Genomic DNA, 25,762 nt, shown 5'->3' with positions numbered 1-25,762 from the left:
ATTTCGTTAACGCATCCAGTCCGCGGCGCGGCAAGCGGTTATTCAAGGACGCGTACAGAATAATTTACCATCCGTTCACCAGACATTACAGCACAAGGGTCGGGATAATGAAGATATTAACTGGACTTAAAGCTTGGGTGTGGTATTTATGTCCGAAAATAAACCTCTATTCTGTATATCTCAATATTAACAAGCAGTACATAGAATTAATAAGCTATATAAATAATTTCTATGATGAACCCGCGGGCGTTATCCGTGCTGATGCTATTAATTATCCTGGTGGCCGTTGGGCAGATGGCGCAGACCATTTATGTACCGGGCATTCCTCTTATCGCCCGCGATCTCATGGTGCGCGAAGGGGCGATACAGCGACTGATGGCCGCCTATCTCCTGTGCTATGGCGGTTCGCAGCTTATTTACGGCCCGCTCTCCGATCGGATAGGGCGTCGGCCGGTCATCTTGAGCGGGATGGCCATCTTCTGTCTGGGGACGATGCTGGCCATGCTGAGCCCATCGCTATCGCTGCTGACGCTTGCCTGCGGTATCCAGGGCATCGGCACCGGCGTGGGTGGCGTGATGGCGCGGACGCTGCCGCGGGACATCTGCGATGGACGCTCGCTGCGGCAGGCTAACGGCCTGCTCAATATGGGCATCTTAATCAGTCCGCTGCTGGCGCCGCTGATAGGCGGCGTGCTTGCCGACTGGCTGGGTTGGCGCGCGTGCTTTGCATTTTTGCTGCTGCTGAGCTGTAGCGTTAGTCTGCTGGTCTGGGGGCGTTTACCGGAGACTCGTCCGATGCGCCCGGCAGGCAGCGGCCGCAGCCTTGGTTTTTGGCGTCTGTTAAGCGAAAAGGTGTTTAATCATTACCTGCTGATGCTGGTCGGCGGACTGTCGGGGATCGTCGCGTTCGAGGCCAGCAGCGGCGTGCTATTGGGCAGCATGGGACTGACGGGCCGGGAGGTCAGCCTGCTATTCATCCTGCCTCTGCCGGGTACGTTTCTGGGCGCCTGGTATGCGGGGCGCGCAATCAAGCCCTTCAGCGCGCTGATGTGGCGGGCGGTAATGAGCTGCCTGCTGGCGGGGATATTGATGTGGCTGCCGGCCTGGTTCGGCATCATGACGCTATGGACGTTGCTCTTGCCCGCCGGCCTGTTTTTTTTCGGCGCTGGCATGCTGTTTCCGCTGGCCACTACCGGCGCGATGGAGCCTTATCCCTACTTGGCCGGCACTGCGGGCGCGCTGGTCGGCGGCCTGCAAAATATTGGCTCGGGCGCCGTTGCCGGCTTCTCTTCGCTGCAGCAGCAGCAGGGGCAGTTCAGCCTCGGGATGATAACCTTCGCCATGGGAATGCTGATCCTGCTGTGCTGGCTGCCGCTGTCGCAAACCATGTATCGCTAAGTCGGAGATCTTCTAGGGGAGGCGCACGGCGGCGCCCCGGCTGACGTCAGAGGATGAAAGGATGCAGCGCTGCATCCTTGCGATCGAGATAGTGGATCGAGGTAATGCGGCGAATGGTACGGCTTTTACCGGATAGGCAGCGTTTCGGTGGTCGCGATATTGCCTTTACGCGTGATGCCGTTCAGCAAGTTCTCTTTGGTAATGCCGGTGGCGGAAAAAATAACGTTGTCGTTGTGTGCCATATCTTCCAGCCTTAGCACCTGATTCGCCATGATCCCCATTATCCGCGCCTAGCAGACGGTTCTCTTCTGTGTCGCCTTTCACCTGATGGCGCGGCAGCAGGCGGCCTTGCATATCACCGTCCATGGCGCGGATCACCGGGGCGGAAATCACCCCTTCCGGTGCGCCGCCAATGCCATACATTACGTCCACTTCGCTGTCGGGCATGCAGGTGAGGATGGAGGCGGCGACGTCGCCATCGGGAAACGTGAAGACGTGCACCCCAAGCCGTTGCAGGGACCGAATGCAGGCCTCATGGCGCGGCTTGGCCAGCGGCGATACCGTCAATTCCGACAGGGTTTTACCCAGGCGGCCGCTGGCGCTCGCGCGCAGATTATCTTCCAGCGGAGCGGCAAGATCGATGACGCCCCGTGCCGCCGGGCCAACCACCAATTTTTCCATGTACATATCCGGCGCGTGTAAAAATGCGCCTTTTTCAGCCACGGCCAGCACCGTCAGAGCGTTGGCCTTCCCCAGCGCGGTCATACGGGTTCCTTCGATGGACGGCGATATCCACCGCCTCGCCGGCTCCAGTACCGACCGCTTCACCGATATAGAGCATGGGCGCTTCGTCGATCTCGCCCTCGCCTATCACGATGCGGCCATTGATAGGCACTTGATTCAGGACAATGAGCATGGCCTGAACCGCGGCTTCGGTGACGCGGGAAAACTCAATGGCTAATTCACGTTTCATGACAGTTTCCTGACGGCAAAAAGAGAAGCAATTGCCGTCAGTCTATCACACTCAGCCGTCGCCTCCGGGGAGTCAGGCTGAAGAGCGGCGGCCGTTACTCTTTATCTTGCTCTTCCCAGGCCCGTGCGCGCGCCACCGCTTTCTTCCAGCCCTCATAGCGATAATTACGCTCCACGGTTTCAATACCGGGGCGGAACTCGCGTTCGATAACCGCTTTGCTGCGCACCTCCTCCAGATCGCTCCAGAAGCCGACAGCCAGGCCCGCCAGATAAGCGGCGCCAAGGGCGGTGACTTCCCGGACCTCCGGCCGTTCGACGCGGCTCCCCAAAATATCGGACTGGAACTGCATCAGGAAATTATTGGCTACCGCGCCGCCATCCACCCGTAACGCTTTCAGCCGCTCGCCGGAATCCGCCTGCATGGACTCGATAAGATCGCGGGTTTGGAAGGCGATGGACTCAAGCGTCGCACGGATGATGTGGTTGGCATTCACGCCGCGCGTAATGCCGAAGATGGCACCGCGGGTGTATGGATCCCAATACGGAGCGCCGAGGCCGGTAAAGGCCGGCACTACGTATACGCCGTTGGTATCTTTCACCTTGCTGGCGAAATATTCCGAGTCGGTGGCGTCGTTAATCAGCTTCATCTCATCGCGCAGCCATTGAATGGCGGCGCCGGCGACGAACACCGACCCTTCCAGCGCGTAGTTCACTTCGCCACGCGGTCCGCAGGCGATGGTGGTCAGCAGGCCGTGGCGCGATTGTACCGCTTCGGTGCCGGTATTCATCAGCAAGAAGCAACCGGTGCCGTAGGTATTCTTCGCCATGCCGGGGGTGACGCACAGCTGGCCGTACAGCGCCGCCTGCTGATCGCCCGCGATACCGGCGATGGGAATACGGGTACCGCCTTTGCCGCCTATATTGGTCTGGCCATAAATTTCCGAAGAAGGCCGCACTTTGGGCAACATGGCGCGTGGAATATCGAGGATATCCAGCAGGCGGTCGTCCCATTCCAGTTCATGGATGTTGAACAGCATAGTGCGCGAGGCGTTGGTGTAATCGGTGACATGCACCCGTCTCTGGGTCATTTTCCAGATGAGCCAGCTGTCGACGGTGCCGCACAGCAATTCGCCGCGCTTGGCGCGCTCGCGGGCGCCCTCCACATGGTCGAGGATCCATTTGACTTTGGTCCCGGCGAAATAGGGGTCGATGACCAAGCCCGTAGTGTGGCGCACATACTCTCCTAGCCCGTCGCGTTTCAGCTTCTCGCAGATGTCCGCGGTACGGCGGCACTGCCACACGATGGCGTTGTAGATAGGTTTCCCGCTCTCTTTATCCCACACTACGGCGGTTTCGCGCTGGTTGGTGATGCCGATGCCGGCGATTTGATCGGAGCGGATATCCGCCTTGGCCAGCACTTCCACCAGCGTCGAGCTCTGGCTGGCCCAGATTTCCATCGGGTCATGTTCCACCCAGCCCGGCTTGGGATAAATTTGGGTAAACTCCCGCTGAGAGACACTGACAATGTTGGCGTCGTGATCGAGCACGATCGCGCGCGAGCTGGTGGTTCCCTGGTCGAGCGCGACGATATATTTTTTTTCTGATGGCATAAGAGTTTCTCGCTAGTTTAGACGTTCAACAAAGGAAATCAGGCTTTGGGCTCGGAACGCGTAGCGCGGCTATGCGCGACGGCGACGCCATCGGCCTCTTCACCGCTCAGTTGACCGGGCAGATGGGGCCCAATCAATGCGCGGTAGCCGAAGGCGCCCAGACAGGCACCGACCACAGGCGCAATCAGCGGGACCAGAAAGTACGGGATCTCCCGGCCGCCGGTATAGGCAACTTTGCCCCAGCCGGCCAGGAAGGCGAAGGTTTTCGGGCCAAAATCACGCGCGGGATTCAGGGCGAAGCCGGTCAGCGCCAGAATCAGACAAAGTAGGATGGCGGTAATCACCATTTCCACCAAAAACGCCTGGGCCACCGAAATATGCGGATTAGGGTAGGTCGAGAAAATGCCGGCGAGATCCAGACTTTCGACGCTGCCGCGAACCATATGGTGTGTCTGCTCATAATAAAAAAACGGATTAATAGTAAAGGCCGTAGACCAGCGCTGCGGCGCAGAATGTCCCGAGCATTTGCGCCACGATGTAGGGCAGGACTTTACGCCGCTCGAAGCTGGCGAACAGCCAGAGCGCAATGGTAATGGCCGGGCTGAGGTGCGCACCGGAAACGGCCGCGGTGAGATAGACCGCCATCGCCACGCCCATACCCCAGATGATGCTGATCTCCCATTGACCGAACGACGCGCCGGCCAGCTTCATGGCGGCGACGCAGCCGGCACCGAAGAAAATCAGTAATCCAGTCCCGAGGAATTCGGCGATGCACTGCCCTTTGATTGTCGGTGATGTTAATTGGCTCATAAACGGTTCCTGTGGCTGAGCGGTGTTGGACCAGGCCGATGCAACACCGCTGTCACTGATTGAGAATAGGGTAATAACTTATGTGGTTATAATTTGAATTTATCGTTAACGAGCAAAAACGAGAAATATCGAACGTTAAATGTGTGGGCCGTGTCATAAAAATGCGCGTATTCGCTTAAAAATTAGTTCCTAAAAATCCATTCTTTACTCTACTAAGTACCTTAATGTGCGCCGTGCTTAGGGCTTAAAGGGAAACGAATACGCCGTCGACGGGAAAAGGCTGATGGCGACGCGGAGTTTGTCGCCGCGGGCAGAACCGGCGGCGTTGCCGGGGGTCTAATGTCCTAATTGAGACAATGTGTATGGACACAGGCAGGCAGGCTACTTAAAATCCGCTATGAGTCACAGCATAGGGCAGCGGCAACATGCCTGGGCGGTCGGCTTTTTCGAGTTACACAAGGGTGTGTAGCGACCACTGACCAAGACGCCTTGTGTCTTTAAGGGGAAAAAAATGGCATTTGAAGTATTTGAGAAACTGGAAGCGAAAGTCCAGCAGGCGATCGATACCATCACGCTTTTGCAAATGGAAATCGAAGAGCTGAAAGAAAAGAACAACAGCCTGAGCCAGGAAGTGCAGCAGGCGCAGAACAACCGGGAATCGCTGGTGAACGAAAACGAGCAGCTTAGACAGGAACAGAATGTGTGGCAAGAGCGCCTGCGCGGTCTGTTGAGCAAGATGGATGAGGTCTGAGGTCCCCTGAGTTCTTCCCTGCGGGCGATGCCTGCATCACCTTGCGTGTCAGGCGCGCTACGTCACCTGATCCAGGCAACCCTGGCGGTGATTGCCGCCGAGTATCCCGTCGCCACGAGGTATTGCCGACCGGGCCCGTGCGCCTGGAAGGCACGGAAGACCGCCGTCGCCACTGAACGCGGCGGCGCTAACAGTTATTCCAGATCAAGCGCGTCTTTGGACAAGATGACGCCGGTGTTATCGGCATAGAGATGATCGCCGGAAAAGAACGTGACGCCACCGAAATTGACGCGGGTATCGCTTTCGCCAATGCCTTCGCTTGCGGCGCCAGCCGGGGTGGCGGCCATGGCCTGAATGCCCAGATCCAGCTCTTCCAGGTCATCCACCTGGCGCACCGCGCCATAAACCACGATCCCTTCCCACTCGTTCTGCACTGCGAGATTGCCCAATTCGGCATCGATGAGCGCCCGTCGAACCGATCCGCCGCCGTCCACAAGCAGGACGCGGCCGTGGCCGTTTTCTTGCAGCAGATCGTAAAGTAAACCGTTATCCTCAAAACACTTCACAGTCGTGATCTGACCGCCGAAGGAGGTTCTGCCGCCAAAATTAGTGAAAAGAGGCTCAACAACGTTCACGTCTTCCTGATAGATGTCACATAATTCTGAGGTATCGTATTTCATAGGATTTACGTCGGTTTGCCACTGGAAACGCAAGTATATCGCGTTCTCAGCAGAGTTGCCAAAGTCATCAAAGGCGAACTTGATGCGCGTCAGAAAAGCGCTGACATCAGGCCAGCAGCAGGCCTAGTGCGAACAAAATGTTGACGATCAATACGCATTTGCCGGTTTTTTCCAGCATGGGCCTGATGCCGGAGGGATCCGTTTCGTGCAGGACGTAACGCGCCTGCATATACAGCGCCGGCACCGCCAGCCGGTAAGATTATGCAGCTCAAGCAGGGCAAAAATCGCCAGGCACAGCACCGCGCCGGCCAACAGGCAGACGTGATAATAACGCGCCCGCTGCGGCCCCGGTCGTCGCTGCCTTTCACCGCATCGCCATAATCGTTGGCCAGGTTGGAGAGGATTTGCAGCATGGAGGCGGTCAATAGCGCCAGCAGCGCCACCACCGGCCGGAATTGTCCTTGCCAGCCGGCTATCGTGGAGCCGGTGACAATGGAGGCGAGCCAGCGGCAGGGTACGTAGCCGCAGGCTGACCATCCAGGCTTTTGTCGGACTGAGTGTGGCTGTGTCGCTCATGTATGCACTCTTCTCTACGGTGGCGGGCGCGCCAAAAAAAACGGGAGGCCTGAGCCCCTCCCGTTGCGTATGTCGATTACCCTGAAATGCGTTACAGGATAAAGCGGCTCAAATCTTCATCAGATACTAACTCATCCAGGTGGCCGTGAACATAATCTGCATCAATAGAAATAGTTTTACCGTTCCACTCGCTGGCGTCATAGGAAATATCTTCCATTAAACGCTCCAGAACGGTATGCAGACGGCGGGCGCCGATGTTCTCGGTGCACTCGTTTACCTGCCAGGCCGCTTCGGCGATCCGCTTGATGCCATCCTCGGTGAAGGTGATGCTCACCCCTTCGGTCGCCATCAGCGCGATATATTGGGTGGTGAGCGAGGCGCTCGGTTCGGTCAGGATGCGCTCAAAATCCTCGGTAGTCAGGGCTTCAAGCTCGACGCGGATCGGCAGACGGCCCTGGAGTTCGGGAATCAAATCCGACGGGCTGGAAACCTGGAACGCGCCAGAGGCGATAAACAGGATATGGTCTGTTTTCACCATGCCGTGTTTGGTAGAGACCGTGCAGCCTTCTACCAGCGGCAGCAGGTCCCGCTGAACCCCTTCCCGGGAAACGTCCAGTCCGGAAACTTCGTCCCGTTTGCAGATTTTATCGATTTCGTCGATAAATACGATGCCGTGCTGCTCTACCGCTTCGATCGCCTTCTCTTTCAGTTCTTCCGGATTCACCAGCTTGGCAGCCTCTTCCTCCACCAGCAGCTTCATGGCCTCTTTGATCTTTATCTTGCGCGGCTTCTGTTTCTGGCCGGCCAGATTTTTGAACATCGATTGCAGCTGATTGGTCATCTCCTCCATGCCGGGAGGCGCCATGATTTCGACGCCCATCGGCGCCGCGGCGAGATTGATTTCGATTTCTTTCTCATCCAGCTGGCCTTCGCGCAGCTTTTTACGGAAATTCTGGCGCGCGCTGGAGGGCTCGCCGCTCTCCTCCGGTTGGCCCCAGTTATTCTTGGCCGGTGGGATCAGCACGTCCAGCACCCGCTCTTCCGCCAGCTCTTCGGCGCGAAAACGATTTTGTTCAATGGATTGCAGACGCACCATTTTGACGGCCGCATCGGTCAAGTCGCGGATGATGGAATCCACTTCTTTACCTACATAGCCGACTTCGGTGAATTTGGTGGCCTCGACTTTGATGAACGGGGCGTTGGCCAGTTTTGCCAGGCGACGGGCGATTTCCGTCTTACCGACGCCGGTGGGGCCAATCATGAGAATATTTTTCGGCGTCACTTCATGGCGCAGCGCTTCGTCCAGTTGCATGCGACGCCAACGGTTACGCAACGCGATGGCCACGGCTCGCTTGGCGTTGTGCTGGCCGACGATATAGCCATCGAGTTCACTGACGATTTCCCGTGGGGTCATTTCAGACATTTTCAGGATCCTTCGCTTTGGACGTTAATTCTTCAATAGTGTGGAACTGGTTGGTGTAAATACAGATATCACCAGCAATTCCCAACGCTTTTTCGACGATCTCGCGGGCACCCAGTTCAGTGTTTTCCAACAGCGCGCGTGCCGCCGACTGGGCATAAGGGCCGCCGGAGCCAATAGCGATAAGGTCATTTTCCGGCTGAATGACGTCACCATTGCCGGTGATAATGAGCGAGTCTGATTCATTGGCGACCGCCAGCAGGGCTTCCAGACGGCGCAGCATGCGATCGGTACGCCAGTCTTTGGCTAATTCAACCGCGGCTTTGACCAGATGGCCCTGATGGACTTCCAATTTACGTTCAAATAGTTCAAACAGGGTAAAGGCATCCGCGGTGCCACCGGCGAAGCCCGCGATAACTTTGTCATTATACAGGCGGCGAACTTTGCGTACGTTACCTTTCATGACGGTATTACCCAGAGTAGCCTGTCCGTCACCACCGATGACGACATGCCCTTTGCGGCGTACGCTTACGATTGTTGTCACGAGCAACCCCTTGGAATGGAAATAGTGAGCGCCTCGTAAAGAATACGAGGCGAGGATAACTATTAAATGGGGTGGGATTCGGGGTTTTCAACCCCCGGCGGCAACGGGGATGCAATTTGATACCCCGGCAGCGCGCACGCTTTGCAGGATCTTATCGGCGCCGGCGCGGCTGGAATAGGGACCCAGCAGGACGCGGTTCCAGCCGCCGCCGGTGGTGATGCGGCTCTCAATACCGGCGAGTGCCAGCTGTGCCCGCACCGACTCCGCCTGGTCCATCGCCTTGAACGAGCCGCACTGGACCAGCCAGCGCTGCGGTTTCTCTTTCGGCGTCTCTTTCGCCGCGCCCGCTTCGGCGCTCTTCTGCACCGGCTGCGGCGCGACCGTGGTCGGTGCCGCCTGGCGCGGGGCCTGCACGGGTTGCTGATTGAAAGGATTGCGCGGCGCTTGCGTCGTCGGACGCGTTTGCGCCGCACCCGTCGTTTTACTTTGATCGTTGTAGGGGACTTCGTTCAGATGCGTAGGCTCCCGGCGCATATCCGCCTGCATCTGCTCCAGCAACTGGCGCTGTTCATTGGTCAGCTGCGCCGGTGAGTTCACCTCGCCGCCCGCGGTGGGCTCGGTCGGGGAGTGTACGCCAATATGACGATTTTCCAGCTCTTTGATATAACGCCAGCGTTCCTCCGGCTTGGGCGGTAGCCCGTTGCAGGCGTTCTTGCCGCGGTTAGGTACAATCACCGCATCTTCCGATTTATTATGCGCTATGAAATAGAGACCGCCAATAAACGTAATCAATACGGCCGCCGCCAGTGCGATCATCGTTTTGGACGTGCCGGAGGAGGAATGTTTCTTTTTACGGTTGGTCGTTTTACGCCGCGTGCCCGAGGACTTGCCATGGCCTACATAGTCTCTTTGTGCCACTATCGTTTCGCTAAATTTGAGATAATCATCAGGCCGTCATGTTACTGAAGGCAATAATATTTGACCAGTGTCAGCATTCCGAAAGCGCATCAGTAATGCGTCTGCGGCAGGGCACTGGTGCCGCGTATGAGTAATTCACTGTCGAGCATCATTGATGCTGACCCTGTGGCATGTTGCCTGAGTTAGCGCAAGAGTAACAGCACTGCTTCGCGGCCAATACGATAACAGGGTGGCGCCACCGTCGTCAGCGGCGGACAGCAGTAGGCCGCCGCCAGATTGCTAAACCCGGTCAGGGAGAGTTCTTCAGGTACCCTGAGGCCGAGCTGCTTCGCCTACGCTAGCGCCCCCAGCGCTATCATATCGCTATGGCAAAAGATAGCGGTAGGCGGCTGTGGTCGTGAAATCAACATGTTAAGTCCCGCTTTGCCGGTCTGGCACGTCAGCGGGCCCAGGAAGATGCTCTGTTCTCGCGGCGTTATGCCGTGGCGCTGCAACGCCTGCCGATACCCCTCCAAGGTTCAGCCGGCACGCGGGCAACTGCGCTGGACCGCTGATACAGCGGTGTCCAAGCCGGTGAAGATAATCCACCATCCGCCAGGCTGCGGTCAGATTATCAGTATGCACCGTTGGCAGCGCCAGCGCCGGCACAGGGCGATAAGGCAGCAGCCAATAACCCTGGTCGGCGGCGGTTTCCTGAATACCGCGCAGCACCTCGCTAAGATGCGGGTCGCCGCTATCAGGCACTAATGCCAGGAGCGTGGCGCTTTCGTGACTTTTTATCAGCCGGCCAGAATAGAGCGGCGCATAGCCAATGTTAAACGCCGCCCGCCGCACCCGCTGCAACGTCGCCGGCTACACCTTTTCCGGACGCATGAGCGCCCGCGAGACGGTCGCGGTGGAAACGCCTGCCTGCTGCGCCACATCCCGCATTGTTGCGGGGCAAGCAGGTTCCACGCATCACTCCTAAGGGCCTCCCTGGCCCTGTTCATACTTGACGGCACCTCCCCTTTGTATCAGATCCCGCGTCGGCGGGAAGAGGCCAGGAGCCTGCCGAAATTCTTTTTTACGTCATTGCCGAAGCGGGATCGCAAAAACGTGCCCTCAACTGTCGAGCGGGTCTACGTCCAAAGACCATTTCACTTTGCGCGCCTGGGACAGGGTGCTCACCAGCGGTAAACTAGCGGCGACCAGGCGCTGTAGCTGTGGACGCGAAGGGTGGGACAGCAGCAATTGCCAGCGAAAACGCCCGTCGCGCTTGGGCGCTAGCGCGGGAATCGGTCCCATCAGCCATAAGGCATTGTCACGCAGCGGGCTGGCGTCCAGCAGTTGACGTAATTGATCGAGAAACAGCCCCGCCTGGCGATTGTCATGATCGTCCGCGCGAAATAGGATATGACTGGTAAAGGGCGGCAACCCGGCCTGGCGACGTTCCTCCAGGGTCTGCTGGGCAAAGTCCATATAACCGCGATGCAGTAACGTTTGCAGCAGGGGATGTTCTGGATGGTGGGTCTGTAACAAAACCTCTCCCTGCTTGCCGGCGCGGCCGGCGCGGCCGGCAACTTGCGTATACAACTGGGCAAAACGTTCGGCGGCGCGAAAATCACCGGAAAATAGTGCGCCGTCCACGTCCAGTAACGACACCAGAGTGACATCCGGAAAATGGTGACCTTTGGCCAGCATCTGAGTGCCGATCAATATGCGCGCGCCGCCGCGCTGTACCTGAGCCAGGTAATCTTCCAGCGCGCCTTTACGCGCCGTGGTGTCGCGATCGATGCGCGTCACCGGCACGTCTGGAAACAAGGGCGTCAGCGCCGCCTCCAATTGCTCGGTGCCCAACCCGACCGCGACCAGTTGGGTAGAACCGCACTGCGGGCATTGATGCGGTAGCGGGCGTTGGCTGTCGCAGTGGTGGCAGCGCAACTGACGCTGATGTTGATGCAGCGTGTAATAGTGATCGCAGCGTTGGCATTCGGCGATCCAGCCGCATTCGTGGCACAACAACGCCGGCGCGAAGCCGCGCCGGTTCAGAAACAGCATGGCCTGATTGCCGGCCTGTAAATGCGCGCGCATTTTATCCAGCAGCGGCGCCGAGAGGCCGTGGGTCAGCGCAAGCCCCTTCATATCCAGCAATTGCTGGCCTGCGGGTCGGGCGCTGCCGGCGCGTTTGCCCAACGTGAGCTGGCGGTATTTTTTCTGCTGCACATTATAAAGGGTTTCAAGAGCAGGTGTGGCGGTGCCAAGCACAATCGGTATCTTTTCTTCCCGCGCGCGAAAAACCGCCAGATCGCGCGCGTGATAGCGCCAGCCTTCATGCTGCTTATAGGAACTATCATGTTCCTCATCGATGACGATAATTCCCAGCCGGGCGAAGGGGGTGAACAGCGCCGAACGGGTGCCGATGACGATAGCGCATTCACCGCGCCGCGCTTTCAGCCAAACCACCAGCCGTTCACTGTCGTTGAGCCCCGAGTGCAGAACCTCAACCGGCGCATTGAAACGCTCGCGAAAGCGGGAAATGGTTTGCGGTGTCAGGCCGATTTCCGGCACCAGCACCAGCGCCTGTTGGCCTTTGTCGAGAATATTTTCCAGCACCGTCAGATACACTTCGGTTTTGCCGGAGCCGGTCACGCCGGCCAGCAACCAGGCGGCAAACCGGTCATCCTCGCTGCGGATAGCCCCGACGGCGGTGGCTTGTTCGGTATTCAGCCGCAGCCGTTCGCCGTTAACCCGGAACCCGGGTCGCCAGTCGTGCGTGTCCACCGCCTGGGGCCGCAAATCGCATAACCCTTTGGCGCGTAGCGCCTGCAGCGCCGTGTCGGCCAGCTGTAGCTCGCTCACCTGATGGCGATACACCGGCCCCCGCAGCAGCGCCGCCAGCGCCTGTTGCTGTTTGGGTGCCCGCTTCAAATTGTCGAGGAGCGTGCTGCGTCCTTGTTCCGTGGCAAACCACTGCCACAGGGGCGCCATCGTCGCAGGTTTGCCCTGGCGCAGCAGAACGGGAAGGGCGTGGAACAGCACTTCGCCGGCAGGATAATGGTAATAGCCGATGGCCCAGTTCAGGATGCGCCACAGGCTGTCCGGAAACAGTGACTGGCTGTCGAGGACGTCGCTGATGGGCTTTAACTTGTCCAGGGCCACCTCGCTGTGATCGTGCACGGCAGTAACGATGCCAATGGCCTGACGTTGACCAAACGGAACCCGGACCCGCCCCCCGATCGCCGGCGCCGCGTTAGCGGGCAAAAGATAATCAAATGTCCGAGCCAGCGGCACCGGTAATGCGACGTTTACAACGAACATGCATCCATCATCCTGGGTGGCAAAAAAGTGCAGCTAGTGTACACTGTGTCGTCTTTGATGTGCGGATTCTGTTTGCAAAGATTGGCGGCATTCTGTATGATTCGCCGCCTTTGATGTTATCCGGCATTAAAGCGATAAACTCCATTCGCGTGGTGTCTGGCTAAAGTAGACTGGATAGCGACGCGGCCTTATGAAGAGGTTTTCCATGCAAAAAGATATTCATCCGAATTACCAAGAAATTACTGCTACCTGTTCTTGCGGTAATGTCATCAAGACCCGCTCCACCGTGGGCCATGACCTGAATCTGGACGTTTGTGGCGCTTGCCATCCGTTCTACACCGGTAAACAACGTGTGGTTGATACCGGCGGTCGTGTTGATCGCTTTAATAAGCGCTTCAGTATTCCGGTCGGCAAGAAATAATTGCCCTGCTGGTAAAGAGAAAAGGCGCCGTTGGTGCCTTTTTACTAATTCACTTGTTGAAAAAGATTTCCTGAGTCTTACCCGCAGCGCGTTCACGCTTCCCGTCTCACTGTGCTTAGCATGGCATTTCAGGTCACCGCCGTTTTAGGGTTACTGTCCCGGCGATAAATACTTTCCGGACTTCATTTCATTACCTCTTCCACAGTTTAATCATCATTGATCCCAGCGTCTTATTTATGGCTATTTTTGATTAGTAATATACTCTATTTGAGCACGGTCATGAGTTAATCTATTAATAAACGTGCGCGAAATGATCATGTCTCGAATAAGATATTCACCTTATTACTACTGTCTACAAAAGATACTACAATGACATGCACGCATTACTTACGAAGGACGTCGCTGAATTTATATCTCTATAGGGCAATAATATATCGCTAACACGTCATATTAAATTATTCTTGCGTGAATGAAATACCGAGTAAAATGCTAGGCCAAGGCCCAAATGCTCTCTTTTTAAAGGAATTGAACTGATTTAACTACTCAACCATTGACAGACGGCAATGACGCCCCTTTAGGCATAAGCTTTATGCTTGAAAATAGATTTTACAACCCTACAACCCTACAACCCTACAACCCTACATCGCTTACGCGTTGTTTAACCAGCAATACATTTATTTAACCAGCTCGCATTCATTTATCCTACAGAGGACAGTATGGTTACAGCTAATACCTCCATCAACGCTACCTTGAAATTTGCTTGCACCGCAGGCACCGGCTCATCTCACGCCATGAAAGATGCCACGTCGCCGACAGGTATTCTCCAGCATTTACTAGATATTTTGACATTTGGCGGTATCCGGCGAGAAAAGAAAAATTTATACACGGTAGTGATGGATAAAATGGTCGAAGCCCTCAAGGTAATAGATATTACCGAGCCGAGGGATATCGTTTTGCATGATGTCAGAGGCTATCAAGTATCGTTCAAACTACCATCCATAATCGACGATGAAAAAAAGTCACGGTGATAGTTGGGGCTGGTGACCATACTGTCAGTCATAAAATTGATCTTAAGACATACCACGATGTTTGCCGAACATTAATGCTTAGAAACGAATTTCACCTTCCGCAAGATCCCGTTATTTTGACTGAACAAGGTAAATTGAACCTGGTCGGCGCCAATCTGGCGCGCGAAGATCTGGCCGGTTTTGATCTGTCGGGGGCTTATTTGACCGACGCGAATCTTTTCCGTGCCAAATTGTCCGATGCTAATTTGGTGCGGGCTGATCTCAACCCAGGCTGACTTAAGCCGTGCTGACTTGACAAAAACCGATCTGACCAACGCTGAGCTGACGGATACTCTCTTAATCGACGCTGAACTGGTCCGTGCTAATCTGACGGAAGCGCATTTATTGCGGACGCGGCTGAATGGTGCTGATTTGTCCAATGCTATCCTTATCAAAGCCAATATGACCTTTGCTAACCTGGCTGAGGCGTAATCTTGCCCATGCCGAGTTAATTGATGCCGATCTGACCTTCGTTAACTTGGTAGGCAGCAATCTAAATGGCGCTAATTGGTCGGCAGCAATTTGAAGGGTGATAAATGGTTGTCAGCAATCTGAAGGGCGTTGATTTGAGGGCGTCAATCTGTCCTTTTCCGACCTGCTTCATATCTATCTGACTTCCTTGACATCACGAGAGCCAAGCTGCCGGGCGCTATTATGTCTTCAGGCTTTGTGGCTTGACGCGATAACAACAATGTGATCAGCGATCTCAACAACACCAGTTGAGATCCTGTTTACCGCAACCCACCAAGCAGCATCAGCTCACTCCCCCTAAGCGCCTGAGACCGTCAACATGCGAGGCGTGCGCATTAGCCAATGCACGGAAATTGACACGGTGCAGGTTTAGCCATTATGACGGCACAGAATTGGCACACGCGGGTTAATATGACCCTGAGACGGGTCAGCGCTGAGTAACCAACAGTACCCGCTGCGTGCGGAGGGTAAACGACCTCAGAGATCCAGTATTTTGCCAGATAACGAGCGACGGTGGTTTTGTGTACCACTACGTCGCGGTTGGGTGGTGTAGTGTTAATATTCCCACGTATCGGGATCGATCCCCATTTCCCGCATCATATCCTTCGCCACTTCCGGGATTTCATCGTTGCGCTCTTTGCGCAGATCGTGATCGTCCGGCAGCGGTTGGCCGGTGAAGGCGTGCAAAAACGCTTCACAAAGCAGCTCGCTGTTGGTGGCATGGCGCAGATTGTTCACCTGGCGCCGGGTTCTTTCGTCGGTCAGAATTTTGAGAACCTTCAGCGGAATGGATACCGTAATCTTTTTGACCTGTTCGCTTTTTTTACCATGTTCAGCATAAGGGCTGACATACTCACCTTTCCATTCCGCCATGGGATACCTTAATGTCTCAACGAATGAATATAAATTGCAGAAAGTTCGCTAATTATGACGTATATGCGGGAAACGCTCTACTTAATGCCGGCTAAATTTGCTGTTTATCACCATTTCCTATAGTTTCGGCCTCGACCCCGCCGTTCGCCTGCGTTACAACATGTGGATGGGTTTGACAGTTCAAATCAGCATAATTTTAGCGGTTATTGTTGCTGTGCTCAATCTATACGCAAAGAAGTTTAGATGTCCAGATGTATTGACGTCTATATTTGCGCGGTTTACTCTTTCACCTCACTTTTAGCATTAGTCAGGATGCGACACCATGACGCGCAAGCAGGCCACCATCGCAGTTCGCAGCGGGTTGAATAACGACGAGCAATTCGGTTGTGTCGTTCCGCCGATTACCCTTTCAAGTACCTATAACTTTACCGAGTTCAACCAGCCGCGCGCCCACGACTACTCCCGGCGTGGTAATCCGACGCGCGACGTTGTGCAGCGGGCCCTGGCGGAACTGGAGGGCGGTGCGGGTGCGGTGATGACCAGCAGCGGTATGTCGGCTATTCATCTGGTGTGTACGGTTTTTCTCAAACCCGGCGATTTGCTGGTGGCGCCGCATGATTGTTATGGCGGCAGCTATCGGCTGTTCGACAGTCTGAGCAAACGCGGCACCTATCGGGTGGAGTTCGTGGATCAGGCAAACCCGCAAGCGCTGGCTCAGGCGCTGGCCGCAAAACCGAAGCTGGTGCTGATTGAAACCCCGAGCAACCCACTCTTGCGGGTTGTGGATATCGCCGCCATCTGTCGTGAAGCGCACAAGGCGGGCGCCTTGTGCGTGGTGGATAACACCTTTATGAGTCCGGCGCTGCAGCAGCCGCTGGCGCTGGGAGCCGATCTGGTTGTGCACTCCTGCACCAAATATCTTAACGGGCATTCCGATGTGGTCGCGGGGGCGGTGATTGCCCGCGAGGCGGATGTGGCCATCGAACTCGCGTGGTGGGGCAACAATATTGGCGTGACCGGCAGCGCGTTCGACAGCTATCTGCTGCTGCGCGGAATACGGACCCTCACGCCGCGTATACGGCAGCAGCAGAGTAATACCCAAGCTATCGTCGCGTATTTACAGCAACATCCGCAGGTGAAAAAGTTGTATTATCCTGGCCTGTCGGAGAATCCGGGGCACGAAATTGCCTGTCGTCAGCAAAGCGGCTTTGGCGCGATGCTCAGTTTTGAACTGGACAGCGACGAAACCACGCTGCGCCGATTCCTGGCCGCGTTGACGCTATTTACTCTGGCCGAATCGCTGGGGGGCGTGGAAAGTCTTATTTGCCACGCCGCGACCATGACGCTTGCGGGAATGGCGGCGGAAGCCCGCGCCCGTGCCGGTATCAGTGAAACGCTGCTGCGCCTGTCGGTCGGGATTGAAGATAGCGAAGATTTAATTGCCGATCTGGAACAGGCTTTCCAGGCGGCACTACAGAGGTAAGCATGAGTCCATTAGTAAGCGTGGACAGCCCGACCGGCCGTCAATTGCATAAATTTGGCGGTAGTAGCCTTGCCGACGTGAAATGTTACCAGCGGGTGGCAGGGATTATGGCCGAGTATAGCCGGCCCGGTGATCTGATGGTGGTTTCCGCGGCGGGCAGCACGACCAACCAGCTGATAAGCTGGCTGACGCTGAGCCAAAGCGATCGCCTGTCCGCCCACCAGGTGCAGCAGAATTTACGCCGCTATCAAAGCGAACTGATTAGCGGCTTGCTGTCTCCCGCAGACGCTGAAGGGTTGCTTAGCGCGTTCATTCTCGACCTGGAGCGGCTGGCGGCATTGCTGGATGCTCCCATAACCGACGCGGTGTACGCCGAGGTGGTCGGCCATGGTGAAATCTGGTCGGCGCGGCTGATGGCCGCGCTGCTCAGCCAGCTGGATATGGAAGCGCAGTGGCTGGACGCACGGGATTTTCTGCGCGCCGAACGCGCCGCTCAACCCCAGATCGATGAGGGCCGTTCTTGGCCGCTGTTGCAGCAATTGTTGACGCAACATCCCTCCAGGCGGCTGGTAGTCACGGGCTTTATTTGCCGCAACCAGGCCGGGGAGACGGTGTTGCTCGGCCGTAACGGCAGCGATTATTCCGCCACCCAGATTGGCGCGCTGGCAAGCGTCGCCCGTGTCACTATCTGGAGCGATGTGGCCGGCGTTTACAGCGCCGATCCGCGCAAGGTGAAAGATGCCTGCCTGTTGCCGCTGCTGCAGCTGTTCTACACCTCCGAGGTCGCCGGCAGCGCGTTGCGTATTCTTGAACAGGCCGGTCTGCCGGCGCATCTGCAACTGCGCGAAGGCGTGGCGCTGGTCGCGCTGGGTGGGCGCCGGCGTGGCGAAAAACCCGCTGCACAGCCACCGTTTTTATCAGCAGCTTAAATATCAACCCATCGAATTCTTCTGGCAGGCAGAGGACGGCATCAGTCTGGTGGCGGTGATGCGCGTAGGGCCTACCGAGCATGTCATTCAGGGGCTGCACACCTCGCTGTTCCGCGCCGAGAAACGTATCGGCCTGATGCTGTTCGGCAAGGGTAATATCGGTTCGCGCTGGCTGGAGCTTTTTGCCCGCGAGCAGAAAAATCTCTCGGCGCGTACCGGTTTTGAATTCATTCTCAGCGGAGTGGTGGACAGCCAGCGCAGCGTGCTGAGCTACGACGGCCTTGACGCCAGCCGGGCGCTGGCCTTTTTCAATGATGAGGCGACGCTCACGGAGCCGGAAGATCTGTTTTTGTGGATGCGCGCCCATCCTTATGACGATCTGGTAGTGCTGGATGTGACCGCCAGCGAAGCCGTGGCGGATCAGTATCTGGATTTTGCCAGCTACGGTTTCCACGTCATCAGCGCCAACAAGCTGGCGGGCGCGTCTGACGGTGATAACTACCGCCAGGTGCGTGACGCCTTCGCCAAGACCGGCCGCCACTGGCTTTACAACGCGACGGTTGGCGCCGGCCTGCCGGTGAACCATACGGTGCGGGATTTGCTCGACAGCGGCGATAGCATTCTCTCCATTAGCGGTATCTTTTCGGGGACCTTGTCGTGGCTGTTTTTACAGTTTGACGGCAGCGTGCCCTTCACCGAACTGGTGGAACAGGCTTGGCAGCAGGGCCTGACCGAGCCGGACCCGCGCGTCGATCTCTCCGGCCAGGATGTCATGAGTAAACTGGTGATTCTGGCCCGCGAGGCGGGGTATGCCATCGAACCCAATCAGGTCCGGGTTGAATTGCTGGTGGCGCCCGGGCATGAAGTGGGGTCAGTGGATCACTTCTTCGAGGAAGGCGGCGAGGCGCTGAACGAACACATGCTACAGCGTCTGGAGGCGGCGCAAGAGATGGGGCTGGTGCTGCGCTATATCGCTCGTTTCGAGGCTAACGGCAAGGCATGGGCGGGCGTGGAGGCGGTACGGCCGGAGCACCCGATGGCCTCATTGCTGCCCTGCGACAACGTATTTGCTATCGAGAGTCGCTGGTACCGCGATAATCCGCTGGTCATTCGCGGCCCTGGGGGCGCCATTCCGGTAGTGATTAATAGGCTTCTTCTCGCCGCGCCGTGCGCGAATGCATCGCGGAAATGCCCGCTCAGCTTTATTCAAAAGGAACCGCCCAGGGCCTTTTCCCCGCGCTATGCGCGAGATCTTTTTACCTCCCAAGTTGTAATCGTTTCAGCTTCACTTGGCTAAATTGAAAATTATTCACGCTCCTTGAATATTAATCGCCTTCGGTAACAATTAATTGATTGACGAAACTCGTGAATTCAGTCATTTTCCATTTAGAAGTCTAAACGTATAGACGCTTATCTGTGGTGGGCATAATGCCTCTCCTACACTGTGTCATGAGGTAACGGTATGAGTTTCTTTCACGCCAATCAGCGGGAAGCATTGAATCAGAATCTGGCGGAACTGCAGGGCCAGATAAACGTCTCGTTTGAGTTTTTTCCCCCTCGCACCAGCGAGATGGAACAAACTCTCTGGCAATCTATCGACCGGCTGAGCGAACTGAAACAGACTTTTGTCTCGGTGACCTACGGAGCCAATTCCGGCGAACGCGAACGTACCCACAGCATTATTAAAGACATCAAAGAGCGTACCGGTCTGGATGCCGCACCGCATCTGACCTGTATCGACGCCACCCCGCACGAGCTGCAGGCGATAGCACAGGACTATTGGCATAGCGGGATTCGCCATATCGTGGCGTTACGTGGCGATTTACCGCCCGGCAGCGGTCGGCCGGCGATGTACGGCGCCGATCTGGTCGCGCTGCTGAAAAAAGTGGGCGACTTCGATATTTCCGTGGCGGCCTATCCGGAAGTGCATCCGGAAGCCAAGAGTGCTCAATCGGATCTGATCAATCTGAAGAGGAAAGTGGATGCGGGCGCCAGCCGGGCGATTACCCAGTTCTTTTTCGATGTGGAAAGTTATTTGCGTTTTCGCGACCGCTGCGTTGCCGCCGGTATTGATACGGAAATTGTGCCGGGTATTTTGCCGGTGTCCAATTTTCGCCAACTGCAACGTTTCGCCGCCGTCACCAATGTGAAAGTGCCCAACTGGATGACCACTATGTTCGACGGACTGGATCACGATCAGGAAACCCGCAAAATGGTGGGGGCCTCCATCGCCATGGACATGGTGAAAATCCTCAGCCGGGAAGGGGTAAAGGATTTCCATTTTTACACCCTGAATCGCGCCGAGCTTACCTATGCCATCTGCCATACGCTGGGAGTGCGCCCGGAGATCAAGATTGCCCCTGCGGCCAATCGGGCCGCGGGATAACGCTTCCCGCTGCCTGGTTTCTGATTTGCGGGCGTGACGGCCCGTTGTCGCAAGCGCCCATGTCGTTCGCGGGCGGCTTTGCTGCCGCCGCGCGCTTCACCGTCCTTAGCCAGTGTTTCGCATCCCCGCCGGCGATAGTTAACCATTAACGCCTGTTCCACCCTTGTATCTGGATGCTCCTGCTGCCGTGAACGATGCAGCAGCTCCGCCTGCAACACATTGAGCGGATCGGTATACACATTACTTGGGGCGATGGATTCGGCAATCCACGGCAAATCGGCCATGAGATGATCGTCGTTGGAGATCGTCAATACCACGTTAATATCGTCCTCCAGCTGTTGCCGCAGCTGTTTGCCCAGCGGCCACAAGGACTCCTCCACCAGACGCTGATCGTAATATTCAGCCAGCCACAGGTCGCTTTTGGCGAAAACCATCTCCAGCATGCCGATGCGCGTGGAGAAAAAGGGCCAATCGCGGCACATGGTTTCCAATTGGTCTTGCTTGCCGGATTCCACCGCTTTTTGCAGCGCCGTGCCGGACCCCAGCCAAGCGGGCAGCATCAGACTGTTATGCGTCCAGGCGAAAATCCAGGGAATGGCGCGCAGACTCTCGACACCGCCGGAAGGGCGGCGTTTGGCCGGCCGCGAGCCGAGCGGTAATTTGCCCAGCTCCAGCTCCGGGGTCGCTGAACGGAAATAAGGAACGAAATCCGGGTTTTAACGCACGTAGCCGCGATACATATCGCAGGAAACCGTCGATAGCTCCTCCATCAGTGCGCGCCACTCCTGACTAAGCTCGCGGATTAAAAACGCCTGTTTATCGGTTTCCGGCCAGCTGGCATAATCTCCCAGCCCCAGATAGCGGATAATTTCGCTTAATGCCTCGGTATGGCGGGTGCTCTCCTGACGCACGTCGATGCGCACCAACTGAATACCGAAGCGTTTAATGCGCCGCAGCGTATCCAGCAGCTGACCGCTGGCGATAATCTTCATCCCGCAGGCCCGCAGCTATTGATAACAGGCGTAAAGTGGTTCCCAAAGCTGATCGTTGGTTTCCAGCAAATCGGTTGGCGCCGAACGATGTTCGCCGCGCAGTTGCGCCGCCAGCCAGTCCTGGGTGCTCAATAACTGCGCGCGCATACGCTTCATCAGCCAGCGATAAGGCTCCTGATCTTCTTTCGCCACCTCCCGCCAACGCGCGCAGCTCGGGGGTACATTCGCCCATCGACAGCTCCGACACCAACACCTGAATATCGCGTATAAACAGATCTACCGCTATTCACCTCCACCAGCATATGTATCAGGGTGCGGCGGGTAATTTCGGTGGGGTGCTCGGTCAGGACCAGTTCAATCGACAGGGATTCCACCGCGGCGCGAATGGCTTTCTCATTCAGTTCCGGATGATGTTTCAGCCGGGTGAAGACTTTACCCAGCCCTTCAGGATTATTAGCCACTTCGCCATGCATGAGGGGAAATCGAATGAAATTGCTCAGCGGTGTTGGCTAAATTGAGAAATTGGCTGAAGGCACGCGCCACCGGCAGCAGCTCATCATTGGACAGGTTTTGCAGGGTGGAAAGTAACTGCTGGCGATGCTTTTCATTGCCGGCCCGGGACGATTTGCGGATGGTTTCGACCTTTTCCAGGATATTTTCACCCATCGCATCTTTTATCGTGTCGCCCAGAAGCTTCCCGAGCATACTAACATTGCTTCGCATTGCCGAATATTGTTCGTTCATATGGACCCTGATTGGACTCTTTGTAAATTTATTTCACCGGATGGAGTTAATCGTTTGCCTTTATCTAGACACGTATCGTAAGGTCCGTCAATTGCCAACATTTCACGACAAAAAACACCACATTCGCGGCAATTCGCGAAATTTAATTACACCTGCCAATTATAAGAATATCTTATTCATTCGGGCGGTGTTTTCCACGCGCGACCCTGCCAGCGTGGAAAGCGGGTTTTTTATTCAGTGATGGCAGAAATGTTGCACGATCTGCGTAATCAATTCCCGGGCAGGTTTGATGAAAGCGGTATCAATGAATTCATCAGGTTGGTGGGCCTGATTAATTGAGCCCGGCCCCAGTACCAGGGTTGGACATAACGCCTGGATAAACGGGGCTTCGGTACAGTAATTGACCACTTCGGTTTCCACTCCCAGCAGCTTTTCCACCACCTGCACCAGCGGCGCATCCGTCGGGCATTCATAGCCCGGGATGGGCGGATGCAGTGCTGACATCGTGATACGACCCGGCCAGCGTTCGCTGACGGGAGCCAGGGCATCGGTCATCAGCTCTTCCAGGTCGCCCAAGGTCAGACCGGGCAGCGGGCGAATATCCATGTGCAATTCGCAGCCGCCGCAGATGCGGTTGGCCGCGTCGCCGCCGTGAATATGGCCGAAATTCATCGTGGGGTAGGGGATGACAAAAGCCGGATGATGGTAGCGTGTCTGTAGGGTATCGCGCAGCAGCATCAAGTGAGAGATCGCTTCATGCATCACCTCGATGGCGTTGACGCCGCGCTCGGGATCGCTGGAGTGCCCCGACTGACCCATAACGGTGACCGCGTTGGAAAGATGGCCTTTGTGCGCGTGCACCGGCGTCAGCGAGGTAGGTTCGCCGATGATGGCGCAATTCGGCCGCAGCTGACTACTGCGGGCGAAATATCTGGCGCCGGCCATGGAGGTTTCTTCATCCGCGGTCGCCAAGACATACAATGGTTTTTTAAATGAAGCGACATCAATATCCCGCAGGCTGTCCAGCACAAAAGCAAAAAAACCTTTCATATCCGCGGTGCCCAAACCGTAGAGTTTATTGTCGTGCTCGGTCAGAACAAAAGGGTCCCGCGTCCAGCGGCCATCGTCAAAAGGAACCGTATCGCTGTGGCCCGTTAATAATAATCCCCCTGGTCCACTGCCCACGCTGGCCAGCATGTTAAACTTATTGCATGTCCCCGGTACCGGCTGGACCTCCACCTGAAATCCCAGATCGCGGAACCAGCCCGCCAGCAAGGTGATTAAGGCCTCATTACTTTGATCCAGCGCGGCGTCGGTGGCGCTGATGGACGGTGTGGCAATGAGCGCACGGTACAACTCAATAAAAGGGGGTAATTTCATCATCGTGGTTGACAGCCTTTGCTTTGGATGGTATCAATATTTATGCATTTATTATGAATAATAATACGGTAATGTCGAGCATGACGTTTAAGGGTTAATACCAGACTACTACGCTTGACCTCGCGGGTGAACAGCGGATTGGCGCTGATTCGCCCAACTTCCGTTCTGATATTGTTAAGAAGGCAAATAAATTTCATGCTGAATACGCTGATTGTCGGCGCCAGCGGTTACACCGGCGCTGAGCTTGCGTTCTACGTGTGGCCCGCCACCCGCAGATGAATCTCGCCGCGCTGACGGTTTCCGCGCAGAGCGCTGATGCCGGCAAATTTCTGTCCGAGCTACACCCGCAATTGAAAGGCATTGTCGATCTGCCGCTGCAGCCAATGGACGATGTCAGCGAATGTGCGAAGAGCGCCGATGTGGTGTTTCTCGCCACCGCCCATGAAGTGAGCCATGATCTGGCGCCGCAATTTTTGGCGGCCGGCTGCGTGGTGCTTGATCTTTCCGGCGCCTACCGAGTCAATCAGGCGGCCTTTTACAGCCAATACTACGGTTTTGAACATCAGCACGGCGACTGGCTGGATCGTGCGGTCTACGGACTGGCGGAGTGGCAGGAAGCGGCGTTGAAAACCGCCCAACTGGTGGCGGTGCCCGGCTGTTATCCCACCGCCTCACAGCTGGCGCTTAAACCTCTGGTCGAGAGTGGGTTGCTACATGGCGACCAGTGGCCGGTGATCAATGCGGTCAGCGGGGGCAGCGGCGCAGGGCGTAAGGCGTCGCTCGGCAATAGTTTTTGCGAAGTCAGCCTGCAACCTTATGGCATTTTCAACCACCGGCATCAGCCAGAGATTGCCAGTCATTTAGGTATTCCGGTGATCTTCACACCGCACCTGGGCAATTTCGCCCGCGGCATTCTGGCGACCATCACCTGCCGGCTGCAGCCCGGAGTGACGTCTGCGGCGGTAGCGGCCAGTTTCCATCAGGCCTATGACAATAAACCGCTGGTGCGGCTTTACGACCAAGGCGTGCCGGCGCTGAAGGTGGTAGTGGGCACGCCGTTTTGCGATATCGGTTTCAAAATGCAGGGCGAACATCTGATCGTGGTCGCCGCCGAGGATAACCTGCTAAAAGGGGCGGCGGCGAAGGCGGTGCAGTGCGCCAATATCCGTTTTGATTTTGCGCAGACGCTGGCGCTTTGCTAAGCACTAATGAGGCCAATAACATAATGAATCCATTGATTATCAAACTGGGCGGCGTTTTGCTGGATAGCGACGAGGCGCTGGAGCGTTTGTTTACCGCGCTGGACAGTTATCGCGCCGAGCACCGGTGCCCTTTGCTTATCGTCCACGGCGGCGGTTGCCTGGTGGACGAGTTGATGCACAAACTTTCCCTGCCGGTGGTAAAGAAAAACGGCCTGCGGGTGACGCCTGCGGATCAGATCGCGATTATTACCGGCGCGCTGGCCGGCACCGCCAATAAAACGTTGCTGGCGTGGGCGAAAAAACACGCCATCAATGCGGTAGGACTGTGCCTCGGGGATGGCGATAGCGTGAACGTCACGCCGCTCGATCCGGCGCTGGGTCATGTCGGCCGTGCTCACCCCGGTTCGCCGGTGCTGCTGACGACGCTGTTGGAGGCGGGCTATCTGCCCATTATTAGCTCGATTGGGCTGACCCATGACGGCGAACTGATGAACGTTAACGCCGATCAGGCGGCCACCGCGCTGGCCGCTACGTTGGGCGCCGACCTGATTTTGCTATCGGACATCAGCGGGATTCTCGATGGCAAAGGCCAACGCATCGCGGAAATGACCGCCCAGAAAGCCGAGCAATTAATCGAGCAGGGGATCATCACCGACGGTATGATAGTGAAGGTCAACGCCGCGCTTGATGCGGCCCGAACGCTGGGCAGGCCGGTGGATATCGCCAGCTGGCGGCACGCCGAGCAACTGCCGGCGCTGTTCAACGGCGTTGCCATCGGCACCCGTATACTGGCCTGATTGCCGGCCTCGCCGGCAGCGTGACGCCGGCCGGTTCGTTT

18 protein-coding genes and 8 pseudogenes are annotated in these 25,762 nt (G+C 56.5%); 12 read left to right on the top strand and 14 right to left on the bottom strand.

Annotated features, from left to right (window positions below):
• Positions 1 to 231: 231 nt before the first annotated feature.
• The gene (gene emrD / locus SGP1_RS20050; RefSeq protein ID WP_011411985.1) at positions 232 to 1,398 is read left to right on the top strand and encodes a multidrug efflux MFS transporter EmrD; all 1,167 of its coding nucleotides are present in this window, start codon (positions 232 to 234) and stop codon (positions 1,396 to 1,398) included.
• A 46-nt stretch (positions 1,399 to 1,444) separates the two neighbouring features.
• On the opposite strand, the pseudogene glpX reads toward emrD, so the two are convergent.
• From glpX to SGP1_RS20035, 3 genes and pseudogenes are all read right to left on the bottom strand, one after another.
• Positions 1,445 to 2,371: pseudogene (glpX, locus tag SGP1_RS20045) on the bottom strand (class II fructose-bisphosphatase).
• Between the two features lie 94 nt (positions 2,372 to 2,465).
• Positions 2,466 to 3,980, bottom strand: a complete 1,515-nt coding sequence (glpK, locus tag SGP1_RS20040) for a glycerol kinase GlpK (RefSeq protein ID WP_011411984.1) — start codon at positions 3,978 to 3,980, stop codon at positions 2,466 to 2,468.
• Positions 3,981 to 4,018: 38 nt separating this feature from the next.
• A pseudogene (locus SGP1_RS20035) lies at positions 4,019 to 4,790 on the bottom strand (MIP/aquaporin family protein).
• 511 nt (positions 4,791 to 5,301) lie between these two features.
• On the opposite strand from SGP1_RS20035, the gene zapB reads away from it, so the two are divergent.
• Entirely contained in the window at positions 5,302 to 5,541 is a 240-nt protein-coding gene (zapB, locus tag SGP1_RS20030; protein WP_011411983.1) for a cell division protein ZapB, read from the top strand.
• 194 nt (positions 5,542 to 5,735) lie between these two features.
• Here zapB and rraA read toward each other — a convergent pair whose 3' ends face one another.
• From rraA to priA, 7 genes and pseudogenes are all read right to left on the bottom strand, one after another.
• Positions 5,736 to 6,221, bottom strand: coding sequence for a ribonuclease E activity regulator RraA (gene rraA, locus SGP1_RS20025; protein ID WP_011411982.1), 486 nt, complete (start codon positions 6,219 to 6,221; stop codon positions 5,736 to 5,738).
• 106 nt (positions 6,222 to 6,327) lie between these two features.
• Positions 6,328 to 6,797, bottom strand: a pseudogene (locus tag SGP1_RS28460) (hypothetical protein).
• Between the two features lie 91 nt (positions 6,798 to 6,888).
• Complete coding sequence (hslU, locus tag SGP1_RS20020; RefSeq protein ID WP_011411981.1) at positions 6,889 to 8,220, bottom strand: HslU--HslV peptidase ATPase subunit; 1,332 nt, start codon at positions 8,218 to 8,220, stop codon at positions 6,889 to 6,891.
• Positions 8,213 to 8,761, bottom strand: coding sequence for an ATP-dependent protease subunit HslV (hslV, locus tag SGP1_RS20015; RefSeq protein ID WP_011411980.1), 549 nt, complete (start codon positions 8,759 to 8,761; stop codon positions 8,213 to 8,215). The genes hslU and hslV overlap by 8 nt, the downstream gene beginning before the upstream one ends.
• Positions 8,762 to 8,848: 87 nt before the next feature.
• A complete protein-coding gene (gene ftsN, locus SGP1_RS20010) occupies positions 8,849 to 9,679 on the bottom strand; it encodes a cell division protein FtsN (protein ID WP_011411979.1) in 831 nt (276 codons plus the stop codon).
• 89 nt (positions 9,680 to 9,768) lie between these two features.
• Positions 9,769 to 10,609 (bottom strand): annotated as a pseudogene (locus SGP1_RS25980) (substrate-binding domain-containing protein).
• A gap of 171 nt (positions 10,610 to 10,780) precedes the next feature.
• Positions 10,781 to 12,976 (bottom strand): primosomal protein N', encoded by a 2,196-nt coding sequence (priA, locus tag SGP1_RS20000; protein ID WP_011411978.1) that lies wholly within the window; start codon positions 12,974 to 12,976, stop codon positions 10,781 to 10,783.
• A gap of 205 nt (positions 12,977 to 13,181) precedes the next feature.
• Here priA and rpmE point away from each other — a divergent pair, with 205 nt between their 5' ends.
• The 5 genes from rpmE (at position 13,182) to SGP1_RS36845 (ending at position 14,990) form a co-directional block, all read left to right on the top strand.
• Positions 13,182 to 13,397, top strand: coding sequence for a 50S ribosomal protein L31 (gene rpmE, locus SGP1_RS19995; protein WP_011411977.1), 216 nt, complete (start codon positions 13,182 to 13,184; stop codon positions 13,395 to 13,397).
• 716 nt (positions 13,398 to 14,113) lie between these two features.
• A complete protein-coding gene (locus tag SGP1_RS19990) occupies positions 14,114 to 14,425 on the top strand; it encodes a hypothetical protein (RefSeq protein ID WP_148203605.1) in 312 nt (103 codons plus the stop codon).
• Between the two features lie 116 nt (positions 14,426 to 14,541).
• On the top strand, positions 14,542 to 14,700 hold the full coding sequence (locus SGP1_RS31010; protein WP_158302459.1) for a pentapeptide repeat-containing protein: 159 nt from the start codon (positions 14,542 to 14,544) through the stop codon (positions 14,698 to 14,700).
• A gap of 16 nt (positions 14,701 to 14,716) precedes the next feature.
• A complete protein-coding gene (locus tag SGP1_RS25065) occupies positions 14,717 to 14,896 on the top strand; it encodes a pentapeptide repeat-containing protein (protein ID WP_050747873.1) in 180 nt (59 codons plus the stop codon).
• Complete coding sequence (locus SGP1_RS36845) at positions 14,874 to 14,990, top strand: pentapeptide repeat-containing protein (RefSeq protein ID WP_083764996.1); 117 nt, start codon at positions 14,874 to 14,876, stop codon at positions 14,988 to 14,990. The genes SGP1_RS25065 and SGP1_RS36845 overlap by 23 nt, the downstream gene beginning before the upstream one ends.
• Positions 14,991 to 15,490: 500 nt before the next feature.
• On the opposite strand, the gene metJ is transcribed toward SGP1_RS36845, so the two are convergent.
• Positions 15,491 to 15,808 (bottom strand): met regulon transcriptional regulator MetJ, encoded by a 318-nt coding sequence (gene metJ / locus SGP1_RS19980; protein WP_011411976.1) that lies wholly within the window; start codon positions 15,806 to 15,808, stop codon positions 15,491 to 15,493.
• Positions 15,809 to 16,130: 322 nt separating this feature from the next.
• On the opposite strand from metJ, the gene metB reads away from it, so the two are divergent.
• The 3 genes and pseudogenes from metB to metF all read left to right on the top strand — a co-directional run bounded on the left by metB (position 16,131) and on the right by metF (position 20,606).
• Positions 16,131 to 17,291 carry a cystathionine gamma-synthase gene (gene metB / locus SGP1_RS19975; RefSeq protein ID WP_011411975.1) on the top strand — a complete coding sequence of 387 codons (1,161 nt, stop codon included), beginning with the start codon at positions 16,131 to 16,133 and terminating at the stop codon, positions 17,289 to 17,291.
• A 2-nt stretch (positions 17,292 to 17,293) separates the two neighbouring features.
• Positions 17,294 to 19,373 (top strand): annotated as a pseudogene (locus SGP1_RS19970) (bifunctional aspartate kinase/homoserine dehydrogenase II); the annotation flags it as partial.
• Positions 19,374 to 19,682: 309 nt separating this feature from the next.
• Positions 19,683 to 20,606, top strand: coding sequence for a methylenetetrahydrofolate reductase (metF, locus tag SGP1_RS19965; protein ID WP_011411974.1), 924 nt, complete (start codon positions 19,683 to 19,685; stop codon positions 20,604 to 20,606).
• 105 nt (positions 20,607 to 20,711) lie between these two features.
• On the opposite strand, the pseudogene SGP1_RS25975 reads toward metF, so the two are convergent.
• From SGP1_RS25975 to argE, 3 genes and pseudogenes are all read right to left on the bottom strand, one after another.
• A pseudogene (locus SGP1_RS25975) lies at positions 20,712 to 21,845 on the bottom strand (phosphoenolpyruvate carboxylase); the annotation flags it as partial.
• Positions 21,846 to 21,879: 34 nt separating this feature from the next.
• A pseudogene (locus SGP1_RS36840) lies at positions 21,880 to 22,342 on the bottom strand (phosphoenolpyruvate carboxylase); the annotation flags it as partial.
• Between the two features lie 234 nt (positions 22,343 to 22,576).
• On the bottom strand, positions 22,577 to 23,722 hold the full coding sequence (argE, locus tag SGP1_RS19955) for an acetylornithine deacetylase (protein ID WP_041867696.1): 1,146 nt from the start codon (positions 23,720 to 23,722) through the stop codon (positions 22,577 to 22,579).
• 195 nt (positions 23,723 to 23,917) lie between these two features.
• Here argE and argC point away from each other — a divergent pair.
• Positions 23,918 to 24,924, top strand: a pseudogene (gene argC, locus SGP1_RS19945) (N-acetyl-gamma-glutamyl-phosphate reductase).
• Positions 24,925 to 24,944: 20 nt separating this feature from the next.
• Positions 24,945 to 25,721, top strand: coding sequence for an acetylglutamate kinase (argB, locus tag SGP1_RS19940; RefSeq protein WP_173340376.1), 777 nt, complete (start codon positions 24,945 to 24,947; stop codon positions 25,719 to 25,721).
• Positions 25,722 to 25,762: the final 41 nt, after the last annotated feature.

This window comes from Sodalis glossinidius str. 'morsitans', from assembly GCF_000010085.1.
Lineage (GTDB): Bacteria > Pseudomonadota > Gammaproteobacteria > Enterobacterales > Enterobacteriaceae > Sodalis > Sodalis glossinidius.
Note: the sequence above shows the minus strand (reverse complement) of the source record. Positions and strands in the feature narration are given on the sequence as shown.

Coding starts and splice junctions, on each gene's coding strand:
- emrD (WP_011411985.1), top strand. CDS start 232: ATGATGAACCCGCGGGCGTTATCCGTGCTGATGCTATTAATTATCCTG.
- glpK (WP_011411984.1), bottom strand. CDS start 3,980: ATGCCATCAGAAAAAAAATATATCGTCGCGCTCGACCAGGGAACCACC.
- zapB (WP_011411983.1), top strand. CDS start 5,302: ATGGCATTTGAAGTATTTGAGAAACTGGAAGCGAAAGTCCAGCAGGCG.
- rraA (WP_011411982.1), bottom strand. CDS start 6,221: ATGAAATACGATACCTCAGAATTATGTGACATCTATCAGGAAGACGTG.
- hslU (WP_011411981.1), bottom strand. CDS start 8,220: ATGTCTGAAATGACCCCACGGGAAATCGTCAGTGAACTCGATGGCTAT.
- priA (WP_011411978.1), bottom strand. CDS start 12,976: ATGTTCGTTGTAAACGTCGCATTACCGGTGCCGCTGGCTCGGACATTT.
- rpmE (WP_011411977.1), top strand. CDS start 13,182: ATGCAAAAAGATATTCATCCGAATTACCAAGAAATTACTGCTACCTGT.
- SGP1_RS19990 (WP_148203605.1), top strand. CDS start 14,114: ATGGTTACAGCTAATACCTCCATCAACGCTACCTTGAAATTTGCTTGC.
- metJ (WP_011411976.1), bottom strand. CDS start 15,808: ATGGCGGAATGGAAAGGTGAGTATGTCAGCCCTTATGCTGAACATGGT.
- metB (WP_011411975.1), top strand. CDS start 16,131: ATGACGCGCAAGCAGGCCACCATCGCAGTTCGCAGCGGGTTGAATAAC.
- metF (WP_011411974.1), top strand. CDS start 19,683: ATGAGTTTCTTTCACGCCAATCAGCGGGAAGCATTGAATCAGAATCTG.
- argE (WP_041867696.1), bottom strand. CDS start 23,722: ATGAAATTACCCCCTTTTATTGAGTTGTACCGTGCGCTCATTGCCACA.